This is a genomic window from Leucobacter sp. Ag1, assembly GCF_000980875.1.
Lineage (GTDB): Bacteria > Actinomycetota > Actinomycetes > Actinomycetales > Microbacteriaceae > Leucobacter > Leucobacter iarius.
Genome location: NZ_LAYO01000109.1, coordinates 1 through 17,415 on the forward strand (window position 1 = coordinate 1; position 17,415 = coordinate 17,415).

The window sequence follows — 17,415 nt, forward strand, 5'->3', positions numbered from 1 at the left end:
GGCCCGCACTCCGATCGGAGTGCGGGCCCTGCTCGTGCGTCTGCGGTCCCGCTGGGCGGCATGAGGCGCCCGGTGCGGGTGCCAGATTTCGGAGATCCACCCGATTTCGGAGCGCCAGTGGCAGGCCCGTCCGAATGCCCGCAGATCTCCGCGGCCGTTCAACCGCCCGGAGACGTGAAAGGGGCCCGGGATCGACGATCCCGGGCCCCCTTCGCGGGTGCGCGCTACGCAGCCTGCGCGGCGTCCTTGTTGCTCGTGTACTTCGGCGCGAGCGAGAGCGCGCTGAAGCGGAACGGACGATCGACCCGCACGAAGTCGAGCGGGCAGTGCACCGTGCCGGCCGGGATGTAGACCGAGCCGGAGGTCGTGATGGTGTGCTTCTCGCCGTCGATCTCCATCGTGATCTCAGCGCCGAGATCGCGAGGATCGTCCGGGTTCGAGCCCGTCCAGATCAGGATCTCGTCGTAGTCGTGGGTGTGCGGGTTCACCCAGTGCACCGGCTCCGAGATCTCGTGCACCCAGATGTGGGTCATGTTGATCTGGCTCTCGGGCACCAGCTTGCTGTGCATCAGCCAGAAGCCGTCGCCCAGGTTCTTCGGCTGCTCGAGACCGGCGGCCTCGCCCTCGTTGTCCATCTCGCCGACGATCACCGGCATGTCGCGCACGAAGAGGCGCTCGTACTGATTCCCCATGGTTGCTTCCTTCCCGGGCATCCACGCCGATGCCCGTCTTCGACGCTACGGACCCGGCACGGTGCCGGGCAACGCTCTCCGCGAGCCTCTGCTCGCCGGGTCAAATCTCCTGCGCGAACTGGAGAAGCGCCGCGGTCAGCGGCGCGCGAGCAGCGCCGGACGGCGCTGCCATGTGTTCCAGAGCGGCCGGTACCCCATGCGGCACCAGAACGGACCCGAGCGCGGGTTGAGCGCCGCGTAGTCGAGCAGGATCCGGTCGAAGCCCGCCCCCTCCAGGTGCCCGTGCCCGAACTCGACGACGGCCTCGCCGAGCCCGCCGCCGCGCACTCCGGGCCGCAGAAACATGGCCTGGATGAACGCGATGCTCCCGCCCGGGGCGAGCCGCTCGCGGTGCCGGTCCTTGCCGGTCTCGATGCTCAGGTACCCCGCGGGGGCGCCGTCCTGCTCGAGGATCCAGGTCCACTCGGGATCCGCGGCGAGGCGCTGGGCGATCCCGTCGCGCAGAATCCCGGTCGCGCCCGGGCGCGGGGTCACCCCGCCGTGCTGCGCGTCGTGCGCCAGGAGCTCGGTGTCGAGCTCGGCCAGCAGATCCAGGTCGGCCGGCCCCGCCGGGCGCACCGAGACCCCCGCGGCCCGCAGACGTTCCGCGGCGCCAGCCGCGTCCGCGCCCCGCGCCCCGATCCGGATCCCCTCGACCCCCGTGACCGCGAAACCCCGGGACAGCATCGGCCGCACCAGCGCCGAATCCCGGCTCGGCAGCCGCAGCGACAGCGACGAGTCCCAGTCGCCGGCGCCGGAATCAGCACCGGCATCGGCACCGGCGAGCTCCGGGCCGGCCTCCGCGATCCAGTCGTCGAGCAGCTCCCCGACACCCGCTTCATCGCCGTCCCAGCGCAGCTCGAGGGAGGCGCGGCGTGCCGCACCCCAGATCGCGCCGGGATCGCCCGGCCGCAGGATCTCGACCGTCGACGCGCCCGCCGCCCGGACCGCGCCGCCGTGCTCGGAGACGAGCAGCCGCGCGGACGCATCGAACGAACGATCGGGCAGTTGCGGATCGAGCGCCCGGTCCCGCCGATTCATCGCGTCGAGCGCCGCGGTGATGCCCGAAGTGCCGGTGATTCTGCTGCTGGTCATGCGTCCGCCCCATCGTCCGATTCGCGTTCCGCCTCGAGGCTAGCCCGCACCGGGAGCCCGCCGATTGACTCTGCCGGTAGAACTGTTGCGCGCATCGGCACGGAACCGGAGGACCCTTGAGCCCGGCCCCCCGGCTGCCCGAGACTCGGAGCACACCCACCGTTCGAAAGGATGCGGCAGTGACCCATCGAGACATCGTCGCCGCGCACTACGCGGCCGGAGCACGCGGCGACCTCGCCGGCATGCTCGCCGACTTCGCCCCCGACATCAGCTGGACCGAGTCCGCAGGCTTCCCGCTGGCGGGCACCTACGTCGGCCCCGACGAGATCCGCGACCGCGTGCTCGGCCCCATCGCCGCCGAATGGGACGGCTTCGGCATGCGGGTCGACGAACTCGTCGGCGACGCCGGCACCGTCATAGCCGTCGGGCGCTACGTCGGCACCCACCGCCGCACCGGCCGCCCCCTCGACGCACGCACCGTGCACATCTGGCGCCTCGACGGCGACCAGATCACCGGCTTCGAGCAGATCACCGACACGCGCCTCGTCGCGCTCGCCGCCGAGGGGGACGACGCGTGACCGGGCAGCAGGGCGATGCATTCGCCGGAACGCCGTCGGGGCGCAAGGCCCGTGATCTCGGTCTGCGGATGGGCGCGCTGCCGAGCGGCCCGCGCAACGCGATCACCGACGTCGCGGGCGTCCGGGTCGGCCACACCACCCTCGTCTCGGGCGAGGGCGAGCTCGTGCCCGGTGAGGGGCCCGTGCGCACGGGTGTCACCGTGATCGTCCCGAACGACGCCCCATGGAAGCAGCCGCTGTATGCGGCACCGCACCGGCTCAACGGCAACGGCGAGATGACGGGCCTCGAGTGGGTGCGCGAATCGGGCACCCTCACGAGCTACATCGGCCTCACCAACACGCACAGCGTCGGCGTCGTGCGCGACGCGCTCGTCGCGCACGAGGGATCGACCCGTCCCCCGGGCGAGGACTACTGGTCGCTTCCCGTGGTCGGCGAGACCTGGGACGGCGCGCTCAACGATCTGAACGGGTTCCACGTGCGCCCGGAGCACGTGCGCGAGGCGATCGCTTCAGCGCACGACGGCCACGTGCCCGAGGGCAGCGTCGGCGGCGGCACCGGCATGATCGCCCACGGGTTCAAGGGCGGCATCGGCACGGCATCGCGCGTGGTCGCCGAGGCCGACGGCGGCTACACGGTCGGCGTGCTGGTGCAGGCGAACCACGGCCGCCGCGAGCGCCTGAGCATCGACGGGAAGCTGGTCGGCCCGTCGATCGAGCTGCCCGGCGACGCCGACGGCAGCGCGACGGCGGGCAGCGCGCTGCCCGAGGGGAGCGGATCCATCATCGTGATCGTCGCCACCGACGCGCCCCTGCTCCCCCACCAGTGCGCCCGCCTCGCGCAGCGCTCCGCGCTCGGCATCGCCCGCGTCGGCGGCGCCGGCGAGAACGGCAGCGGCGACCTCGCTTTCTGCTTCTCGACCGGCAACTCGGGGATCCCGGCGGGCTTCGATCCCGGCGCACCCATCGAGTACACCGTCTCGGCGGTCGCGAACGATCGCATCGACCCGCTCTTCTACGCCACCATCGAGGCCACCGAGGAGGCGATCGTCAACGCGATGCTCGCGTCCGACACGATGGTCGGCAAGGGCGGGACCGTGCGTTACGGGCTGCCCCACGACCAGCTGCTGGGGTTGCTCGGGATCGCGTAGCTCGGCGCAGGCGAACGCGGAAGGGCGGGCCCGAATGAGATCCGGGCCCGCCCTTCCGCGTGCTCAGGCCGCCGACAGGTCGAGCGTGTCGGCGAGCAGCCCCTGCGTGTAGAGATCGCGCGGGTGATCGAGCACGCGATCGACGCGCCCCTGCTCGACGATCTCGCCCCGGTTGAGCACGGCGACCGAGTCGGCGATGCTGCGCACCACGGCCAGGTTGTGCGTCACGAAGATCATGCTGAGCCCGTCCTGCAGGAGCCCGCGCAGCAGCTCGACGACCGAGGCCTGCACCGAGACGTCGAGCGCCGAGGTCACCTCGTCGCAGATGAGCACGCTGGGGTCGGCGAGCAGCGCCCGGGCGATCGCGACGCGCTGCCGCTGCCCGCCCGACAGCTCCGACGGGTACAGCTCGGCCATGCGCGCCGGGATCTCGACCCGCTCCAGCGCCTCGCCGACGCGGCGGCGCACCTCGGCGCCGCTCGGGCGCTCGAAGTGGCGCAGGGGTGCGGCGAGGCTCGTGCCGACGTCGAGGCGGGGGTTCAGCGAGCCGTAGGGGTTCTGGAAGATGTACTGCATCCGTCGGCGCGCGGCGGAGCTGCGCTTCGCCGCCGACCGCGCCAGCGATTCGCCGTCGAGCAGCAGTTCGCCCTCCCACTCGGTGTGCAGGCCGATGAGGCAGCGCGACAGGGTGCTCTTGCCCGAGCCCGATTCGCCGACGATCGCGAGGCATTCCCCGGCCCGCACGTCGAGGTCGATGCCGTGCAGCACCTCGACGTGGCCGTAGGAGGCGCGGAGATCCGCGACGCGGAGCACCGAGTCGGGGCGATCCTCGAAGTCGCCGACGGGCGCGACCGAGACGGTGGCCGGCGGGCGCTGCCCGATCTCGACGTGCCGGATGCAGCGCACGAGGCCGTCACCCGAGGGCTCCAGCGGCGGCACCGCCGAGCGGCAGGCGTCGGTCGCGAACGCGCAGCGCGCCGCGAACACGCAGCCCGTCGGCCGGTCGCCGATGCTGGGCGCGCGCCCGGGGATCGGCACGAGCATGTGCCGGTCCTGCGTCGACGGTAGCGCCTGCAGCAGCGCGCGGGTGTAGGGGTGCGCCGGGGCCTGCAGCACCGATGCGGTCGAGCCGGTTTCGACGACCTGACCGCCGTACATCACAGTCACACGGTCGGCGACCTCGGCGACGACCGCGAGGTCGTGCGTCACGTAGATCGCGGCGATCCGGTACTCGGCGCAGAGCCGCTTCACCAGCTCGAGCACCTTCATCTGCGTCGACACGTCGAGTCCGGTGGTCGGCTCGTCGAGCACGATCAATCGCGGCTGCGCGACGACCGCCATGGCGATCGCGATGCGCTGCTGCTGCCCGCCCGACAGCTCGCTCGCGCGCCGCTTCAGGAACGCGTCGTCCGCCGGCAGACCGACGGCCTCGAGCACCTCGCGGATCCGGGCCATCGACTGCTCCCTCGAGCCGTCGATGGCTTCGAGGAGCTGCGTGCGCAGCCGCATCGAGGGGTTCAGCGCCGTTGCGGGATCCTGCGCGACATAGCTCACCAGCCCGCGCCGGGCGGCGCGGAGACCGGCGGCGTCGAGCCGCAGCAGATCGGTCCCCTCGATGTCGACGGATCCGGCACGGATCTCGCCGCCCGAGCGCGCGTACCCGAGCAGCGCGAGCGCGAGCGTGCTCTTGCCCGATCCGGACTCTCCGACGATCCCCATGACCTCGCTCGAACCGAGCTCGAGCGAGACGTCCTCGATGATCGTGGTGTCCTTGCCCGTCAGGCCGACCGTGAGACCGGTCACCGTGATTGCGGCCATGGTTACTTCCCTTCCGTGCGGGCGATGACGCGTGCGCCGCCCTCGGCGATGAGGTTGCCGCCGACCGTGAACAGCACGATCATGACGATCGGCGCGAGCACGGCCCACGGCTGCGTGGCGAGACCGGTGCGGTTCTCGCTCACCATGAGCCCCCAGTCGGGAGTCGGCGGCTGGATCCCGTATCCGATGAAGCTGATCGAGGCGAGGATGCCGACCGCCCACATGAGACGGACGCCCAGCTCGACGAGCAGCGGCGAGGTGATGTTCGGCAGCACCTCGCGCACGATCATGCGCCGGCCGGGGATCCCCACCGAACGGGCCCAGAGCACGAACTCGCGGTCGCAGATGGGGCGAGCGGCGCCGCGGATCACGCGGGCGACGCCGGGGATCAGCGCGAGCACGACGAGCGTGACGAGCAGCCACGGCGACGGACCGAACACGGACACGAACATGAGCGCCATGAGGATGCCCGGGAACGCCAGCAGCACGTCCATCGCCCGCATCAGGATCGTCTCGGTCCAGCCGGCGTAGAAGGCGGCCGCGAGCCCGACCGCCGCGCCGACCGCGACGCTGAGCACCGCGCTCAACGGAGCCATCCACGCGAGCGAGACGCCGCCGGCGAGCACGCGCGACAGCACATCGCGGCCGAGCTGGTCGGAGCCGAGCAGCAGGCCCCCGCCCGGCGGGGCGTACGGCGTCGTGATGGGGTCGGTCGGCGAGTACGGGGCGAGCAGGCCGCCGAAGCAGGCGAGCAGCGTGGTGAGCACCACGAGGCCGATCCCCCAGCGCACCTGGTTCGAGGCGAGGAACCGCGCGAGCACGCGGGACCGCGGTCGGGAGTCGGGCGCCGATGCCGGCAGCACGTCGTTCTGCTGAGTCATGGATCCCACCTATTCCTTGCGACGGCCGGCGCCCGCGTCCGAGAGCAGGTCGGCGATGAAGTTGAAGACGAAGTATGCGGAGGCGATGATCAGCACGACCGCCTGGATCAGCGGCAGGTCCCGGTTGCCCACGGATTCCACGAGCGTGAGCCCGATGCCCGGGTACGAGAACAGGTACTCGACCACGACGGTGCCGCCGATGAGGAACGCCGCGACGAGCGACGCCGCCGGGATGATCGGCGCGAGCGCGTTCGGCAGCGCGTGCCGGTACAGGATCCGGCGGGTGCTCAGCCCCTTGAGCTGGGCCGTCTGGATGAACTCGCTGTTCATCACGTCGATGAACGAGACGCGCACGAGCCGCGACAGGTAGGCGACGCCGCCGATGACGAGCGTCGTCACGGGCAGCACGAGCGCGAGCGGGTGCCACCACGGCATATCGGCGGGCGGGATCAGCGAGACCGGCGGGAAGATCCGGAACACGGTCGTGCCGAACAGCGCGATGAGCACCGTGCCGAGCACGAACTCGGGAACCGCGTTGACCACCATCGACCCGCCCATGAACAGCTTGTCGAAGACGCGGTCCTTGCGCTGCGCCGCGATGACGCCGATCACGAGCGAGATCGGCAGCATGATGATGAGGGCGAGCGCGCCGAGCGTCAGCGAGTTGCGCAGCCGGAGCGACAGCGTGTCCGCCACGGGCGCGCCGTTGGTGAGCGAGACACCCCAGTCGCCGCGCAGGATCCCGCCGAGCCACGTGAGGTACTGCTGCAGCAGCGGCGCATCGAGCCCCAGCTCCTTGCGGAGGGTGGCGAGCCGCTCGGGGGTCGCGTTCACGCCGAGGATCACCTTGGCGACGTCGCCCGGCATCGCCTGCGTGGCGAAGAAGATGAGCAGCGAGACCAGCAGCAGCGTGATGACGCCCTGCAGGAGCTTGCCGCCCCAGCGCATCATCGTGCGCCGCCGTCGGCGTCGCACCGCTCCGCTGCCCCGCTCCCGCGAGAGCGCGATCATCTCGGTCATGGTGGTGGTTCCTTCCGCATCGCGTGCAGCGATGACGACGGGAACCCCGTTCCTGCGTCATCACAGGGCATCTCGACCGAACGAGACATCTCTTGAATGTCTCCATCGTGGGCACCCGCGGCGGGCGGCACAATCGCGCCGCGCCCATTCCTGCTCCCGCCGTCAATCTGCATGCTCCGGATGACAAACCGACCCGCCGTACGGGCGGCAAGACTGAAACGGACAGCCGGTGGACACCGGGCCGATGGAGCGATGGAGGACGCATGCAGACCGCGACGGCGCCGATCTTCCCGGTGCACGACATCGTCCCGCGCGAGGGATCCGCGTGCGGATCGTTCCTCGTCGTCGAGGACATCGACGACCGCGCAGCGTTCCGCTCGCCGCATCGCCACGCCTTCACCCAGCTGGTGCTCGTCGAGGCCGGGAGCGGGATCCACCGCATCGATTTCTCGCCCGTGCCGATCCGCGCCGGCGAGGTGCACCTGCTGGCACCCGGGCAGGTGCACGAGTGGTGCGCCGACCCGGGGCTGCGCTGCACCGCGGTGATGTTCTCGGAGGACGTGCTCGACTCCGTCGGCGCCCTGCCCGATCGGATGCACGAGCTGCTCCTGCTGGGCGCCGCGCCGCTCGCCCCGTCCGAGGCGGCCGCGGACCGCCTGCGCCGGCTCGTCGATGCGCTGCGCGAGGCCGGATCGCCGGGCGGCACCCGGCACCTGCTCGCGGCGCTGCTGCACGAGTGCGCCGAGGCGATCCCCCAGGCGGACGCCCCGAGCGCCCGCTCGCCTCTCACCCGCGCGTTCCTGCGGGAGGTGCTGCGCGCACCCGACGCGAGCCAGACCGTGTCGAGCTGCGCCCGCGCGCTCGGCGTGACCACCGGATACCTGGCCGAGCAGGTCGCCGCCGATACGGGGACGACGCCGGGGCGGATCCTGCGCACGGCCGTCGCCCGGGAGGCGCAGCGGCTGCTCGGCGGCACCGCGCTCAGCGCGGCGCAGATCTCCTTCCGCCTCGGGTTCACCGAGGCCTCCTACTTCTCGCGCTTCTTCCGCCGCGAGGTCGGCTGCACGCCGACCGAGTACCGGGACCTCGGACTCCGCGGCGAGAATCCCCCACGAAAGGACCGACATGCAAGCTGACCTCCTGTTCGAGCAGGCCACCCTCTTCGACGGCGAGGAGCTGCTGGACGCACCGGTATCGATCGCGGTGGCCGACGGGACCGTCATCGGCATCGGCGCCGACCTCTCCCACCTCGTCGGCCCGGCGACCGTGCGCCGCGATCTGGCCGGGGCGTTCGTGATGCCCGGGCTCGTCGACGTGCACAACCACCACGCCGTCGCGGGACGCGCGGAGCTGTTCGAGCTCGTCGTGCCCATCGGCGCGAGTCTCGACGAGGTGCTGGCCGCCGTGGCCGAGCAGGCCGCGGCCACCCCCGCGGACGGGTGGATCGTGGGCGGCCCGTGGGGTACCAACCTCCTGGGCGAACTGAACTCGTCCGCCGCGCTCGCGCGCCTGGACGAGGCAGCGGGCGGGCGCCCGGTGGTGCTCATCGAGGACAGCCGGCACAACCGCTGGGCCTCGAGCGAGGCGCTGCGCCTCGCGGGGATCCTCGACGGCTCGCACGCGGACGGCGCGGGCAGCGCGGGCGTGCTGCGGGATCCCGTGACCGGATCCCCCACCGGCGTGCTGCTCGAGGGCGCGGGCCTCCGCGTCGAGTACGCGATGGCGGAGGCCGGCGGCTTCACCGAGGAGCAGCACCGGGCCGCGTCCGCCCGCGGCGTCGAGATCCTCAACAGCTTCGGCATCACCGCGTTCCAGGACGCGGCCGCCTCGCTCGACATGCTCCGCGCGCTGCACGGGCTCGACACCGCCGGCGATCTGAACGCCTGGGTCGTGACCTCGATCACCATCAACGACGAGATCTTCGGATTCACCCCGATCGGACAGGAGCTCGTCGACCTGGCCGAGCCGTTCCGCAGCGCGCACCACCGCCCCGACTTCGTGAAGGTGTTCCTCGACGGCGTGCCGCCGGCCCGCACGGCCGCGTTCCTCGAGCCCTACCTGCCCGACGAGGAGCACGGGCACGAGTTCACCGGCGCCATGCTGATCCCGCAGGCCGAGTTCGCCGAACTGATGACGAGCATCGCCGGGCAGGGCCTCGGGCTCAAGGTGCACTGCGCGGGTGACGCGGCGGCCCGCGCCGTGCTCGACGCGACGCAGGCGCTGCGCGAACGCGGCGACACGAGCACCCGCGTGCACATCGCCCACGGCCAGTTCCTCTCGGACGCCGACCTGCCGCGCCTCGCCGAGCTCGACGTCACCGCCGACATGTCGCCGTTCGTGTGGTTCCCCGGAGTGATCCCCCAGGCGCTCTCCGAGGTGCTGCCCCAGCCCCTCGCCGGGAAGATCCAGCCGAACCGCGCCCTCACCGATCTCGGTGCCCGCCTCGCGATGGGTTCCGACTGGCCCGTCAGCCCCACCCCGAACCCCTGGTTCGGGATCCACGGGCTCGTGACCCGCGCCGACCCGTTCCGCCAGACGCCGGGCACCCTGTGGCCCGAGCAGGCGCTGACCCTGCTCGAGGCGCTCCGCGTCTGCACCTCGCGCGGCGCCGAGGCCATCGGGCTCGGCGACGTCACCGGGCGCGTGGCACCGGGATTCTCGGCCGACCTCGTGGTGCTCGACGCCGACCCGTTCGAGCGCGACCCGCTCGAACTGGCCGACACGCAGGTCGTCGAGACCTGGTTCGAGGGCCGGCTCGTGCACTCGCGTGCGGACTGACGCGATTCGGCCGAGCGCCGGACTGATCCTGCTGCTCGGGCTGCTGGAGGCCTTCGGCCCGCTGTCGATGGATCTCTACATGCCCGCGCTGCCCGAGCTCGCGCGCTCGCTCGGCATCGGCGATGCGCTCGCCCAGACCACCATGTCGGTGTGCATGCTCGGACTCGGACTCGGCCAGCTGATCGCCGGCCCCATGAGCGATCGCTTCGGGCGCCGGCTCCCGCTGCTCATCGGCGTCGCCGCGTTCGCGGTGTTCTCGGCCGCCTGCGCCGTCGCGCCCTCGGTCGGCTGGCTGCTGCTGTTCCGCGCGCTCCAGGGCGTGAGCGGCGCGGCCGGCATGGTGGTGACGCTCGCGATCGCGCGCGACATCTTCTCGGGCGCGCGACTCGCGCGCATGCTCTCCTGGCTCGCCCTCGTCGGCGCCGTAGCGCCCGTCGTGGCCCCGATCCTCGGCGGGCAGCTCAGCCGGTTCCTCGACTGGCGCGGGATCTTCTGGGTGCTCGCCGGCATCGGCGTCCTGCTGCTCGCGTCGGCGCTCCGCTGGCTCCCCGAATCGCATCCGCGGGAGCTGCGCAGCACGAGCAGCGGGCCTCTCTCGCTGCTGTCCGACGCCCGCGTGCTGCTCGCCCACCCGACCTACCGGGCCGTGCTCATCATCTCCGCCGTCAGCGGCGCCGCGTTCTTCGCGTACCTCTCGATGTCGAGCTTCGTGCTGCAGAACGGCTTCGGCGTCACCCCCGCGGTATTCGGGATCCTGTTCGCCGCCGGGTCGCTCTGCAACGTCGTCGGCTCCCAGACCAACCGCGTGCTGCTCGCCTCGACCAGCCCGGAGCGGCTCTACCTCGTCGGCATGGTGCTCGCGTTCCTCGGCAGCGCCGCCGCTGCGGCGAGCGCGCTGCTCGGCCTCGGCTTCGCTCCGTTCGTCGCCGGCCTGGCACTCTACCTCGCATCGACCGGGTTCACGATGCCGAACGCGAGCGCGATCGGCCTGACCGCGCACGGGGACCGCGCGGGATCGGCGGCGGCGCTGCTCGGCACGTCCTCGCTGTTCCTGGGCCCGATCGTCGCCCCGCTGGTCTCGCTCTCCGGCGTCACCGCCGCGGTGCTCGGCCTGACGATGCTCGTCGGGTCCGCGCTCATGCTCGCCGTCGGTCTCGCGACGTTCGGCCGGGCGCCGCGACGGCCCTGATCCGCCGGACTGCTGTCGTTCGGCCGCTCTTCTGTTTCCCAATTTCACCGCACACCGCACACTCACCGCACCGAAGGAGCCGCATCATGGCGAAGTACGATCACCTGTTCGTCAAGGACATGCCGAACTGCATGGACGAGATGGTCATGGACGACGAGGAGCAGCTGGAATACCCGCTGCCGAACCTGGGCGAGGGGCTGTGGCTGGTGAACAGCGACCTCGTGCCCGGCGCTCAGGCCAACATGACGCACATCTGGATCCACCCGTCCGACGAACCGCAGCTGTGGGTCAACCCGCACCAGCACGACTACGACGAGATCCTGATCTGGACGGGCGGCAACCCCGACGATCCGCGCGATCTCGGCGCCGAACTGTACATGGAGATCGAGGGCGAGCGGCACGTCATCACGACGTCGGGATCCGTCTACATCCCCGCCGGCACGGTGCACTGCCCGCTCGGCTTCACCCGCATCGACCGCCCGTTCCGCTTCAGCGCGCTCTCGCTCGCGCCGAAGTACCGCGCGCAGGACCACTCGGAGTAGCGGCCGGCACCGAGCACCGCAGAATCGACCGGGCCCGAATCGTCCTTTCTCGCTGAAGAAAGAATGCTTCGGGCCCGGTCGACGTTCGTCCCGGGGCGCAGACGCATGCGCACGCACGAAGGGGTGGGAGCGATCCTTCGCTCCCGCCCCTTCGGCGGTGGACGAGCCCGCTAGCCGACCGTCACGTTGGTCAGCAGGAACGAGGTGCGCCCGTAGAGGTCCTTCTCGAGTCCCTTCACGTTGGCACGGTGCACCGTGATGTTCTGGCCGTAGACCGGCACCAGGTATCCGCCCCGCTCGTACTCGATCGTCTGCAGCTGCTGGATGATCTTGCACTGGGCCGAGGTGTCGGTGGTCTGGTACAGCTCCGCCGCGAGCGAGTTGTACTCGGGATCGTTCATGTGGGTGCCGTTCTCGGATCCACCGGGCAGGAAGTGCCCCTTCGCGGTGATCTCGTACGGGCTGGACGTGTAGCTGATGAACAGCGGCCAGTCGAGCCACCGGTCGAGGAACGTGGCCACGTCGAGCTTGCGCACCGAGATCTTGATCCCGGCCTTGCCCGCATCATCGGCGACGAGCTGGGCCATCTCCATCATGCCGGGGAACGCGCCGTCGGTGACGAGCTCCACCTGGGTGCCCTCGGCGCCGGCCTCCGAGACGAGCTGCTTCGCCTTCGCGAGGTCCTGCGTGCGCTGCGGCAGCTTCGGCGGCTCGCACGAGGAGTTCTTGCCGATGAAGTCGTTCGCCACCGTCGCGTAGCCGCCGAAGGCGTTCTTCACGATCCGCTCGCGGTCGACCGAGAGCCGGATCGCTTCGCGCACCTTCGGGTCGGAGAACGGCTTGTCCTGCATGTTCATCGCGATGAGCGGGTAGCTCGCCGTGTCGCTCACCACGAGCCCGAGGTTCGGATCCCCCTTGAGCGCGGGGACCTCGGGGAACGGGATGCCCTGCGCGACGTCGATCTGACCGCCGCGGATCGCGTTGGTGACCGCGTTCTGCTCGGTGAAGAACGACAGCGTGAGGCTGTCGAGCTTCGGCTTCTCGCCCCAGTAGTCCTTGAACTTCGAGAGCTTCGCCTCCTGGCCCGGGGTGAACGAGTCGATGGTCCAGGGGCCGGTGCCCGCCGGCTTGTCGACCGTGGCGCCGCCGCGGATGCTGCGCATGTTGATGCGCGCCATCGAGAACATCTCGGGGACCAGGCCGAACGGCTTCTTGAGGTTCAGCTTGAGCGTCGTGCCGTCGACGACCTCGATGCCGGCTGCGTCGACGAAGTCGAGGTTGGTCGCGTACGCCCAGGCCTTCTTCGGGTCGATCATCGCCTTGATGCTCTCGGCCGCGTCCTCGGCGTTGAAGGTCTCGCCGTTGTGCAGCTTCACGCCCTTCCGGAGCTTGATGGTCCAGACGTCCTTCGCCGCGTTCGGCTCCATGGACTCGGCGAGAACGTAGACGACCTTGCCCGTGCGGTCGCGGGCGGTGAGCCCCTCGTAGACCTGCTTGAACAGCGCATCGCTCGAGACCGAGCCCTGCTGCTGGTAGGGGTTGACCTCGTCGCTGGTGCTGCCGACCATGCCGACCCGGATCGAGGTCTGGCCGGAGGCCCCGCCCGATGAGGGGGGCGCGCAACCGACGAGCGAGAGCGAGAGCGCGACCGCCGCGACTGCGGCGACCCGGGCTCCAGCGCGTGAGCGGAATCGGAAAGTCATGAGTCCAGTCCTCCTGATGCGTATGCGTGGGGTGGTCGGTCCCGCTGCAGTCGCCCTCCCCGATTTCGGGGACCTGCGGCGGTGCGACCGGCTTGCGCGGCGGCCCTCGCCTTCGAGTTCCGCGCTCCCGGCCTCCGCTCGGTGCGGCGGGTACGGGTGCGCACCCTCATGGTCGAGGGGGGCCGGGCGTGCTGGCAAGGCGGGCCCGGCAGTCTGTACGGCTCGGGACAACTCCTCTGCCGGGAACGACAACTGCGGGGCGGAAGCCGGATCAGCGCTCGGATTCGGGCCGGTAGTGACCGTCGCCGCTCACCGCGACCGCGAGGAAGCGGAAGGGCCGATCGACCCGGTTGAAGCCGAGCGGGCAATGCTTGGTCCCGGCCGGGATGTACACCGAACCGGAGGTCGTGATGAGGTGCCGCTCCCCCTCGATGTCGAGGTACACCTCGGCGCCGAGGTCGTGCGGATCCTCCGGATTCGATCCGGTGAACGCCAGCACCTCGTCGTACTCGTGCTCATGCTCGTGCACCCAGAAGGTCTCCTCCTGCGTCGGGTGCACCCAGCTCATGGTGATGTACGCCTTCGCCTCGGGGACGTCATCCGCGCGCATGATCGCCCACGGCCGGCTGAGGTTGGCGGGGAGGGGCCGGCCGGCCGCCTCCGCCTCGTTGGTCATGTCGTCACGGCAGTCCACGAGATCGCGGACGAAGAGGTGCTCGTACTGGCTCGGTGCCACGGTGTCGATCCTTCGTTCGGGGCGGCCTGCGCCGCTCGTCGGGTTCCGGTCGGCCGTCGGCCGCCGTGCAGCGAGGCTATTGCGCGGAGCGCGGGACCGGCGAGGCACTGGGACGGGGCAGGATGGGACTTTCCACGGGCGTCGAATCCCCCGATCCGCGCGTTTTTCCGTCTACACTGGGTGACGCAACCGAGCCCCGGAAAGGCCCCCATGCCGAAGATCATCGACCACGACCAGCGCCGCGACGAGATCGTCGACGTCACCTGGCAGCTCATCGTCGAGGGCGGGATCGAGGCGGCGACCATGCGCGAGATCGCGTCGCGCGCCGGCTTCGCGAACGGAGCGCTGAAGCACTACTTCACGGGCAAGGATCAGATCATCACCGGCGCGTACGAGCGCTCGCTGAACAGCCTGGGCGATCGCCTCACGGCCTACGTCGCCGGCAAGCGCGGCATCGAGGCGCTCGAGATGTTCATGCGGTACACCCTGCCCGTCGAGCAGGAGGATGCGACCGCCGCCCGGGTGCTGCTGTCGTTCTGGGAGCGCTGCGCGTTCAGCGTCGAGGTGCGCGGCGGCTACGACGCCCACCTCGACACCTGGAAGGCGGGATACCTGCGCTATCTCGCCGAGGGCCGCGAGGACGGGGACATCCGATCCTCGACCCCCGACGATCAGCTCGCCGACGAGATCATCATGATGAACATCGGCGCCACGGTCATCAGGGTCGTGAGCCCCGATCACCTGCACGTGGACGTGCTCGAGCGGCAGGTCACAGACTTCGTCGCCCGGCTGCGCCGGGCGGACTGAGCGGCGCAGGATCGGCCGCCGCGCCGCTGGCCGGCGTGCCGCTGCCGGCGCGCCTACCCCGCGGAGCGCGGCGCGGCGAAGGCGAGCAGCCTCGCCGGGTTGTCGATCATGATCCGATCGAGCGCTTCGGCGCCGACCCCGAACTCGGCGAGCGTTGGCAGGAAGTGCTCGACGACGTAACCGTAGCCGTGCCCGCCGTAGCGGCGCAGCTGCACGCGCTGGCAGACGTCGCCGCCGAGCACGAGCCGGTCGCCCCAGCCGTCGGCGACGAGCTCGGCGAAGCCGCGGGCGACGCCGCGATCGGTGAAGGGGAACAGCGTCCCCCACGGGCTTCCGGTGGTCCCGAGGAAGTCGGCCTCGACCGAGACGCCGCGCGCCAGCAGGCGGCGGGCGAAGTCCAGGTCGTCGCCGATGGTACCGGCGTGCCCGAACACCACGCGTCGCGGATCGGCGCCCTCCTCCTCGAGCGCATCGAGCACGCGCAGCCGCTCCTCGCCGAAGCCGCCCATGTGCAGGGTGATCGGCGCACCGGTGAGCGCCGAGGCGCGGCCGGCGGCGCGCACGCTGCGCATCTCCTGCGGATCGACGGGCGCGCCCTCGGCACCGACCTCCCCGATGATCCCGGAGCGGATCCCGGTGCCGTCCGCGCCGACGACGATGTCGCGCACGATCGCTGCGACCAGCGCCTCCAGCGGAAGCTCCGAGAACCCCGCGGGGTGCAGGTCCTTCTGGTACCAACCGGCGCCCATCACGAGGTGCAGTCCGGACGCGCGACTGAGCCGCGCGAGCGCTCGCGCATCCCGCCCGATCCCGGGCGTCGTGACCTCCACCATCGTGCCGCCGCCCTGCGCGACGAAGTCGCCGACCTCGTCGAGCACGGTCGCGAAGTCGCCGATCAGGTCGTTGTCGGTGTTCGGACGACCGCGGCGCACCGCGGCGAGGTTCCCGAGCCCGAGCGGCTCCTGCGCGTCGTCGTCCCACTCGCCCGGACGCGGGTTCGGGCTGTGCGCGGGCCTGCGGATGTCGAGGAAGAGGTGCTCGTGCATGAGCGTCGTCCCGAGCGCCTCGGGCCGCACGGGTCCGAGCACGGTCTGCACGAGGCCTTCGAGGTTCGGGATCTCGAGGCCGTCGAGGTCCGGGATCGGTGCTGCGGCGTTCGCCTTCGCGGTCATCGGGTCTCCTCCGGAGCGGTTCGGGCGAGGATCCTCGCAGCGTTCGCGCCGCCGACCGCGCGCTGCAGGGCCGGATCTGCGCCGAGCATGCCGAGGTAGGGCAGGAACTGCTCGACGGTGAACTCGAGCCCGTTCCCGCCGAACGCGGTGAGGCGGTGCCGGTTGCGGATCCCGCAGCTGAGCAGGATCCGCTCCTGGGCACCGTGCTCGGCGGCACGCAGGATCACGAGCGCGATGTCGTGATCCGACACGACGGTGCGCACGTTCGGGATCCGTCCCAGGTCGTCGAAGCAGAGCGCGGTCCCGCGATCCAGCAGGGCGTCGAAGCGGGTCCCGTCGATGCCGATCCGACCGGCGACGGCGGTCGCGACGCCGGTCAGCAGCACGCGGTGCCGGGGCAGTCCGGCGGAGTCGACCGCGGTGAGCGCCCGGTCGAGGGCCGGCACGGCGTCGGAGTCGGAATCCGCTGCCGCTGGGCCGGAGGGCGTCCCCGGGCCCGACAGGTCGAGCACGAGCGCTGCCCCGGCCCGCCGGGCGGCATCGGCGGCCGCCCGGATCAGGGCGGAGCGCCGATCCGCCGCACGACGGCCGGTGCCGTCGATGCCGCCGTCCGCGTCCACGTCGCGGACCGGGATCGCCCCGACGATTCCGGCGGGGTGAGCGGGCGCGCTCAGCTCCGCGAGGATCCGGAGCCCCACGCTCTCGGGATCCTCGGGTGCGGTGCGCGCTCCGCCCGAGCAGCCGTCGGCGGATCGTCCTGCGGCGCCCCGTACGATCTCGATGCCCGACGCGGCGCTCACCCGGGCGAGGGCGTCGCCCGTGCCAGCTGCTTCCCGCTCGTCGAGCGAGACGAGCAGGCGGATCCCGCCGCCGTCCGGCGACCGCGGTTTCGATGCCGCGGGGGCCCCGGGAAGCGCGGGTGCCGCCGGTGCGGCGGCCGCGCGGAACCGGAGCAGCGCGGCGGTCGCCTCGGGCTCCCCGATGGTGCGGTCCTCGAGGTTCTCGGCTCCCAAGAGGAGGCGTCCGAGCACGTCGATGGTGACGGGGGCTCGCAGGAACTCCGCGTCGCTCGCGGGGATCCCCGCGTTGCCGCGCGCCGGCACCGGCGCGCGAAGGAGGGACTCGGCGGCGAGCACGACGCCGACGTCGCCGGCGGGAACCGGTCCCCGGACCGCGGTGATCGCGGAGGCGGGCCCGGGCCCGGGAACCGATGCCAT

General features: G+C 71.5%; 16 protein-coding genes. 7 read left to right on the forward strand and 9 right to left on the reverse strand.

Going from position 1 to position 17,415, the window contains the following annotated elements; translation table 11 throughout:
* Nucleotides 1-224 precede the first annotated feature (224 nt).
* Nucleotides 225-692, reverse strand: coding sequence for a hypothetical protein (locus tag XM48_RS14260; RefSeq protein ID WP_046456516.1), 468 nt, complete (start codon nt 690-692; stop codon nt 225-227).
* A gap of 135 nt (nt 693-827) precedes the next feature.
* Nucleotides 828-1,826 carry a GNAT family N-acetyltransferase gene (locus tag XM48_RS17140; RefSeq protein ID WP_052961542.1) on the reverse strand — a complete coding sequence of 333 codons (999 nt, stop codon included), beginning with the start codon at nt 1,824-1,826 and terminating at the stop codon, nt 828-830.
* Nucleotides 1,827-2,005: 179 nt separating this feature from the next.
* On the opposite strand from XM48_RS17140, the gene XM48_RS14270 reads away from it, so the two are divergent.
* The gene (locus tag XM48_RS14270; RefSeq protein WP_046456517.1) at nt 2,006-2,404 is read left to right on the forward strand and encodes a nuclear transport factor 2 family protein; all 399 of its coding nucleotides are present in this window, start codon (nt 2,006-2,008) and stop codon (nt 2,402-2,404) included.
* Entirely contained in the window at nt 2,401-3,552 is a 1,152-nt protein-coding gene (locus XM48_RS14275; protein ID WP_197074223.1) for a P1 family peptidase, read from the forward strand. Before XM48_RS14270 ends, XM48_RS14275 begins: the two co-directional genes overlap by 4 nt.
* Nucleotides 3,553-3,615: 63 nt before the next feature.
* On the opposite strand, the gene XM48_RS14280 is transcribed toward XM48_RS14275, so the two are convergent.
* Genes XM48_RS14280 through XM48_RS14290 form a run of 3 tightly spaced genes read right to left on the reverse strand, consistent with a single transcriptional unit; the run spans nt 3,616 to nt 7,271 of the window.
* The gene (locus tag XM48_RS14280) at nt 3,616-5,370 is read right to left on the reverse strand and encodes an ABC transporter ATP-binding protein (RefSeq protein ID WP_046456518.1); all 1,755 of its coding nucleotides are present in this window, start codon (nt 5,368-5,370) and stop codon (nt 3,616-3,618) included.
* A gap of 2 nt (nt 5,371-5,372) precedes the next feature.
* Nucleotides 5,373-6,251, reverse strand: coding sequence for an ABC transporter permease (locus XM48_RS14285; protein WP_084821204.1), 879 nt, complete (start codon nt 6,249-6,251; stop codon nt 5,373-5,375).
* Between the two features lie 9 nt (nt 6,252-6,260).
* Nucleotides 6,261-7,271, reverse strand: coding sequence for an ABC transporter permease (locus tag XM48_RS14290; RefSeq protein ID WP_231580897.1), 1,011 nt, complete (start codon nt 7,269-7,271; stop codon nt 6,261-6,263).
* A gap of 263 nt (nt 7,272-7,534) precedes the next feature.
* Between XM48_RS14290 and XM48_RS14295 the strand changes: the two genes are divergently transcribed.
* From XM48_RS14295 to XM48_RS14310, 4 genes are all read left to right on the forward strand, one after another.
* Complete coding sequence (locus tag XM48_RS14295) at nt 7,535-8,407, forward strand: AraC family transcriptional regulator (RefSeq protein WP_046456519.1); 873 nt, start codon at nt 7,535-7,537, stop codon at nt 8,405-8,407.
* Nucleotides 8,397-10,049, forward strand: coding sequence for an amidohydrolase (locus tag XM48_RS14300; protein WP_046456520.1), 1,653 nt, complete (start codon nt 8,397-8,399; stop codon nt 10,047-10,049). The genes XM48_RS14295 and XM48_RS14300 overlap by 11 nt, the downstream gene beginning before the upstream one ends.
* A complete protein-coding gene (locus XM48_RS14305) occupies nt 10,039-11,238 on the forward strand; it encodes a multidrug effflux MFS transporter (protein ID WP_231580898.1) in 1,200 nt (399 codons plus the stop codon). The genes XM48_RS14300 and XM48_RS14305 overlap by 11 nt, the downstream gene beginning before the upstream one ends.
* An 86-nt stretch (nt 11,239-11,324) precedes the next feature.
* Nucleotides 11,325-11,780, forward strand: coding sequence for a hypothetical protein (locus tag XM48_RS14310; RefSeq protein ID WP_197074224.1), 456 nt, complete (start codon nt 11,325-11,327; stop codon nt 11,778-11,780).
* 170 nt (nt 11,781-11,950) lie between these two features.
* Here the strand turns inward: XM48_RS14310 and XM48_RS14315 are convergent, their stop codons facing one another.
* Nucleotides 11,951-13,483, reverse strand: coding sequence for an ABC transporter substrate-binding protein (locus XM48_RS14315; RefSeq protein ID WP_046456521.1), 1,533 nt, complete (start codon nt 13,481-13,483; stop codon nt 11,951-11,953).
* 271 nt (nt 13,484-13,754) lie between these two features.
* Complete coding sequence (locus XM48_RS14320; protein WP_231580899.1) at nt 13,755-14,219, reverse strand: hypothetical protein; 465 nt, start codon at nt 14,217-14,219, stop codon at nt 13,755-13,757.
* 210 nt (nt 14,220-14,429) lie between these two features.
* Here XM48_RS14320 and XM48_RS14325 point away from each other — a divergent pair, with 210 nt between their 5' ends.
* Complete coding sequence (locus tag XM48_RS14325) at nt 14,430-15,026, forward strand: TetR/AcrR family transcriptional regulator (protein WP_046456522.1); 597 nt, start codon at nt 14,430-14,432, stop codon at nt 15,024-15,026.
* A 53-nt stretch (nt 15,027-15,079) separates the two neighbouring features.
* Here XM48_RS14325 and XM48_RS14330 read toward each other — a convergent pair whose 3' ends face one another.
* Together XM48_RS14330 and XM48_RS14335 are read right to left on the reverse strand one after the other, a co-directional pair.
* Complete coding sequence (locus tag XM48_RS14330) at nt 15,080-16,198, reverse strand: phosphotriesterase (RefSeq protein WP_046456523.1); 1,119 nt, start codon at nt 16,196-16,198, stop codon at nt 15,080-15,082.
* Nucleotides 16,195-17,415, reverse strand: coding sequence for a hypothetical protein (locus XM48_RS14335; protein ID WP_046456524.1), 1,221 nt, complete (start codon nt 17,413-17,415; stop codon nt 16,195-16,197). Before XM48_RS14335 ends, XM48_RS14330 begins: the two co-directional genes overlap by 4 nt.